The sequence below is a fragment of the Undibacterium sp. GW821-FHT11B02 genome (assembly GCF_058808955.1).
On the sequence record NZ_JBXASD010000027.1, the window covers coordinates 1 to 6003 of the forward strand.

General features: G+C 49.0%; 2 tRNA genes and 3 rRNA genes. All 5 read right to left on the minus strand.

The features are described 5' to 3' along the window. Nucleotides 1-51: 51 nt before the first annotated feature. Nucleotides 52-164 (minus strand): 5S ribosomal RNA (gene rrf, locus AC1RVX_RS29885). A gap of 251 nt (nucleotides 165-415) precedes the next feature. Then, a 23S ribosomal RNA gene (locus tag AC1RVX_RS29890) occupies nucleotides 416-3291 on the minus strand. 482 nt (nucleotides 3292-3773) lie between these two features. After that, nucleotides 3774-3850, minus strand: a tRNA-Ile gene (locus tag AC1RVX_RS29895). A gap of 25 nt (nucleotides 3851-3875) precedes the next feature. Further along, a tRNA-Ala gene (locus AC1RVX_RS29900) sits at nucleotides 3876-3951 on the minus strand. 85 nt (nucleotides 3952-4036) lie between these two features. Next, nucleotides 4037-5565 (minus strand): 16S ribosomal RNA (locus tag AC1RVX_RS29905). The 16S, 23S and 5S rRNA genes sit together here with 2 tRNA genes alongside, the layout of an rRNA operon. Between the last annotated feature and the right edge of the window lie 438 nt (nucleotides 5566-6003).

The following is a 6003-nucleotide window of genomic DNA, read 5'->3' on the forward strand; positions in this document are numbered from 1 at the left end:
AAAGCAAAACCCCCAGTCACTGTAAAGTAACTGGGGGTATGCGGAATAAAAGCCTGACGATAACCTACTTTCACACTGGTTGCAGCACTATCATTGGCGCGTAATCGTTTCACGGTCCTGTTCGGGATGGGAAGGGGTGGTACCGATTAGCTATGGTCATCAGGCATAACTTGTTGACTTGTTGTGCTTCACGTTGAGCTGTGAGGAGCAACAAATCCAATTCAGAAGAAGTGTCGTAGAGTGTGCGGCAGAGGTGAGTCTTCGCACTAATCAAGAATTTTGTTTTATCACAGTAAGCGAGACCATCGCTTACTGTGGTGGTTGTGACTGCTGTCGAACAAGCCGAATTCTTCCGAATTCTCTTTTCGCAAACACTTCACAATACTTGTCGTAGCCTCTAACCTGCTAAGGTTATAGGGACAAGCCTTACGGGCAATTAGTACTGGTTAGCTTAATGCATTACTGCACTTCCACACCCAGCCTATCAACGTCCTGGTCTCGAACGACCCTTTAAAGAGATCTAGTCTCTGGGAAGTCTCATCTTAAGGCGAGTTTCCCGCTTAGATGCTTTCAGCGGTTATCTCTTCCGAACATAGCTACTCGGCAATGCCACTGGCGTGACAACCGATACACCAGAGGTTCGTCCACTCCGGTCCTCTCGTACTAGGAGCAGCCCCCTTCAAACTTCCAACGCCCACGGCAGATAGGGACCAAACTGTCTCACGACGTTTTAAACCCAGCTCACGTACCACTTTAAATGGCGAACAGCCATACCCTTGGGACCGGCTACAGCCCCAGGATGTGATGAGCCGACATCGAGGTGCCAAACTCCCCCGTCGATATGAACTCTTGGGAGGAATCAGCCTGTTATCCCCAGAGTACCTTTTATCCGTTGAGCGATGGCCCTTCCATACAGAACCACCGGATCACTATGTCCTACTTTCGTACCTGCTCGACTTGTCAGTCTCGCAGTTAAGCACGCTTATGCCATTGCACTATTAGCACGATGTCCGACCGTACCTAGCGTACCTTCGAACTCCTCCGTTACACTTTGGGAGGAGACCGCCCCAGTCAAACTGCCTACCATGCACTGTCCCCGACCCGGATTACGGGCCAAGGTTAGAACCTCAAATAAACCAGGGTGGTATTTCAAGGATGGCTCCACGCAAACTGGCGTCCACGCTTCAAAGCCTCCCACCTATCCTACACAGATCGATTCAAAGTCCAATGCAAAGCTACAGTAAAGGTTCATGGGGTCTTTCCGTCTAGCCGCGGGTAGATTGCATCATCACAAACATTTCAACTTCGCTGAGTCTCGGGAGGAGACAGTGTGGCCATCGTTACGCCATTCGTGCAGGTCGGAACTTACCCGACAAGGAATTTCGCTACCTTAGGACCGTTATAGTTACGGCCGCCGTTTACTGGGACTTCAATCAAGAGCTTGCACCCCATCATTTAATCTTCCAGCACCGGGCAGGCGTCACACCCTATACGTCCACTTTCGTGTTTGCAGAGTGCTGTGTTTTTATTAAACAGTCGCAGCCACCAGTTTATTGCAACCCCTTCACCCTTCTGCCGCAGGGCAGTCAAGCTACAAGGGCGTACCTTATCCCGAAGTTACGGTACCAATTTGCCGAGTTCCTTCTCCCGAGTTCTCTCAAGCGCCTTAGAATACTCATCTCGCCCACCTGTGTCGGTTTGCGGTACGGTCTCGTATGACTGAAGCTTAGAGGCTTTTCTTGGAACCACTTCCGATTGCTTCACGAATTAATTCGCTCGTCCCAGTCCCTTGAATTATGTGCCCGGATTTGCCTAAGCACCTTCTTTGAACCAGAAACCGACTATTCCAACAGTCGGACAACCTTCCGCGATCCGTCCCCCCATCGCATCATACGACGGTGCAGGAATATTAACCTGCTTCCCATCAGCTACGCATCTCTGCCTCGCCTTAGGGGCCGACTCACCCTGCTCCGATGAACGTTGAACAGGAAACCTTGGGCTTACGGCGTGGAGGCTTTTCACCCCCATTATCGCTACTCATGTCAGCATTCGCACTTCTGATACCTCCAGCAACCTTTACAAGTCACCTTCGCAGGCTTACAGAACGCTCTCCTACCATATCAATAAATTGATATCCGCAGCTTCGGTGTATAGCTTAGCCCCGTTACATCTTCCGCGCAGGACGACTCGATCAGTGAGCTATTACGCTTTCTTTAAAGGGTGGCTGCTTCTAAGCCAACCTCCTGACTGTTTTAGCCTTCCCACTTCGTTTTCCACTTAGCTATACTTTGGGACCTTAGCTGGCGGTCTGGGTTGTTTCCCTCTTGACACCGGACGTTAGCACCCGATGTCTGTCTCCCTTGCTCGCACTCGTCGGTATTCGGAGTTTGCAATGGTTTGGTAAGTCGCGATGACCCCCTAGCCATAACAGTGCTCTACCCCCGACGGTGATACAAGAGGCACTACCTAAATAGTTTTCGGAGAGAACCAGCTATTTCCAAGTTTGTTTAGCCTTTCACCCCTACCCACAGCTCATCCCCTAATTTTTCAACATTAGTGGGTTCGGTCCTCCAGTGCGTGTTACCGCACCTTCAACCTGGCCATGAGTAGATCACTTGGTTTCGGGTCTACACCCAGCGACTGATTCGCCCTGTTCGGACTCGATTTCTCTACGGCTTCCCTATGCGGTTAACCTTGCCACTGAATGTAAGTCGCTGACCCATTATACAAAAGGTACGCAGTCACGGAACAAGTCCGCTCCTACTGTTTGTATGCACACGGTTTCAGGATCTATTTCACTCCCCTCCCGGGGTTCTTTTCGCCTTTCCCTCACGGTACTGGTTCACTATCGGTCGATATCGAGTATTTAGCCTTGGAGGATGGTCCCCCCATGTTCAGACAGGATTTCACGTGTCCCGCCCTACTTGTCGCAAGCTTAGTTCCACACCGATAATTTCGTATAAGGGGCTATCACCCTCTATGGCCGGAGTTTCCAATCCGTTCTACTATTAAAGATGCTAAATCTTGCAGGCTGTTCCCATTTCGCTCGCCACTACTTTGGGAATCTCGGTTGATTTCTTTTCCTGTAGCTACTTAGATGTTTCAGTTCGCCACGTTCGCTTTGCAACACTATGTATTCATGTTGCAATGACCTTACGGCCGGGTTTCCCCATTCGGAAATCTGCGGATCAATGTGTGTTTGCTCACTCCCCGCAGCTTATCGCAAGCTACTACGTCCTTCATCGCCTGATATCGCCAAGGCATCCACCATGTGCACTTAGTCACTTGTCCCTATAACTTTAGCTTCTATAATCACATCAAAGTAAAAACCTACTTTGATGTGGTTTAATCAGGTAAAAATCCCTGGCAGAGCCAGATGATTTTTAGTTCAAAACCAACTAAACTTCTTATAAAACGCGGTTATAGTTCTTTACTACTTATGAGTATTACTTTAGCGTTTGCCGTATCTCAAGGAATTTGATTTTTTCTAAAACTTGTCTTTCGACAGCTTTTCAAACTCTTTTTAATACTTTGTTTGTTCGATACAATCACAACCCTTCCATAATTTCCATCAGCAACTGTCGTTGCTGACTTCTCTTTACAGAAATAATTTTGATTATTTCTACTTTACTTCTTCTAAATTGTTAAAGAACGAGAACTACTTATTACTATTGTCTTTCGCTTTGAAAGTACAAACCTAAATCTCAACGTTTTATTATGTAGCATTGACTGCTCTACATTCGCTGACTTACGTTTGCACTGTCGAGATCTGGTGGTGGGTCTGGTTGGGCTCGAACCAACGACCCCCGCGTTATCAACACGGTGCTCTAACCAACTGAGCTACAGACCCGATTCCTGCGACTTCTACCAAATCTTGGTGGAGGATGACGGGATCGAACCGACGACCCCCTGCTTGCAAAGCAGGTGCTCTCCCAGCTGAGCTAATCCCCCTTTCGGGAACATGATCTCTTACCTGTGTTCTCTATTCATCATTAACAGTCAATAAGTGTGGACACTTCACTACGCGCTACTCTAGAAAGGAGGTGATCCAGCCGCACCTTCCGATACGGCTACCTTGTTACGACTTCACCCCAGTCACGAACCCTGCCGTGGTAATCGCCCTCCTTGCGGTTAAGCTAACTACTTCTGGCAGAACCCGCTCCCATGGTGTGACGGGCGGTGTGTACAAGACCCGGGAACGTATTCACCGCGACATGCTGATCCGCGATTACTAGCGATTCCAACTTCATGTAGTCGAGTTGCAGACTACAATCCGGACTACGATACACTTTCTGGGATTAGCTCCCCCTCGCGGGTTGGCGGCCCTCTGTATGTACCATTGTATGACGTGTGAAGCCCTACCCATAAGGGCCATGAGGACTTGACGTCATCCCCACCTTCCTCCGGTTTGTCACCGGCAGTCTCATTAGAGTGCCCTTTCGTAGCAACTAATGACAAGGGTTGCGCTCGTTGCGGGACTTAACCCAACATCTCACGACACGAGCTGACGACAGCCATGCAGCACCTGTGTAAAGGTTCTCTTTCGAGCACTCCCAAATCTCTTCGGGATTCCTTCCATGTCAAGGGTAGGTAAGGTTTTTCGCGTTGCATCGAATTAATCCACATCATCCACCGCTTGTGCGGGTCCCCGTCAATTCCTTTGAGTTTTAATCTTGCGACCGTACTCCCCAGGCGGTCTACTTCACGCGTTAGCTGCGTTACCAAGTCAATTAAGACCCGACAACTAGTAGACATCGTTTAGGGCGTGGACTACCAGGGTATCTAATCCTGTTTGCTCCCCACGCTTTCGTGCATGAGCGTCAGTGTTATCCCAGGGGGCTGCCTTCGCCATCGGTATTCCTCCACATATCTACGCATTTCACTGCTACACGTGGAATTCTACCCCCCTCTGACACACTCTAGCCTTACAGTCTCCAATGCAGTTCCCAGGTTGAGCCCGGGGATTTCACATCAGACTTATAAAACCGCCTGCGCACGCTTTACGCCCAGTAATTCCGATTAACGCTTGCACCCTACGTATTACCGCGGCTGCTGGCACGTAGTTAGCCGGTGCTTATTCTTCAGGTACCGTCATTAATGATTTGTATTAGAAACCACCGTTTCTTCCCTGACAAAAGAGCTTTACAACCCGAGGGCCTTCTTCACTCACGCGGCATTGCTGGATCAGGGTTGCCCCCATTGTCCAAAATTCCCCACTGCTGCCTCCCGTAGGAGTCTGGACCGTGTCTCAGTTCCAGTGTGGCTGGTCGTTCTCTCAAACCAGCTACTGATCGTCGCCTTGGTAGGCTTTTACCCTACCAACTAGCTAATCAGATATCGGCCACTCCATGAGCGCGAGGTCTTGCGATCCCCCGCTTTCCACCTTAGTGCGTATGCGGTATTAGCGTAACTTTCGCTACGTTATCCCCCACTCTAGGGTATGTTCCGATATATTACTCACCCGTTCGCCACTCGCCGCCAGGTTGCCCCGCGCTGCCGTTCGACTTGCATGTGTAAGGCATGCCGCCAGCGTTCAATCTGAGCCAGGATCAAACTCTTCAGTTTAATCTCTGTTTTGTGACAATTTCTTGTCTGTGTCATGTGACTGACACATCGCTCACTCAAAATACTGACAGTTCAATGATCTATTGCTAAATCATCGTCTTGCTTTATTTCTTGTGAACACTTGCTATATTATTTAAGCATTTCCAACTAATTACTTAGTTGGTGCGCTTCGCAAAGTGCCCACATTTATTGACTGTTAATTGTTAAAGAACCGTATTCTTTTCTGCCCCGCCAGATCGTTTATTTATCCAGCTTTGCGTCGCAGCGTTGTGTGCGTCAGCAGCAGAGAAACGAGATTATGAAGCACTTTACTTCCCCTGTCAACACCTGCAACTCTTTTCGTTTCTCTTCGCTCTCTCAAGCTCGCTAAACTGTTGCACCGTATTCACAGCCACCAACTCTTTCCGCAATCTATCCAATCGCTCTTTTCGTCAGCTT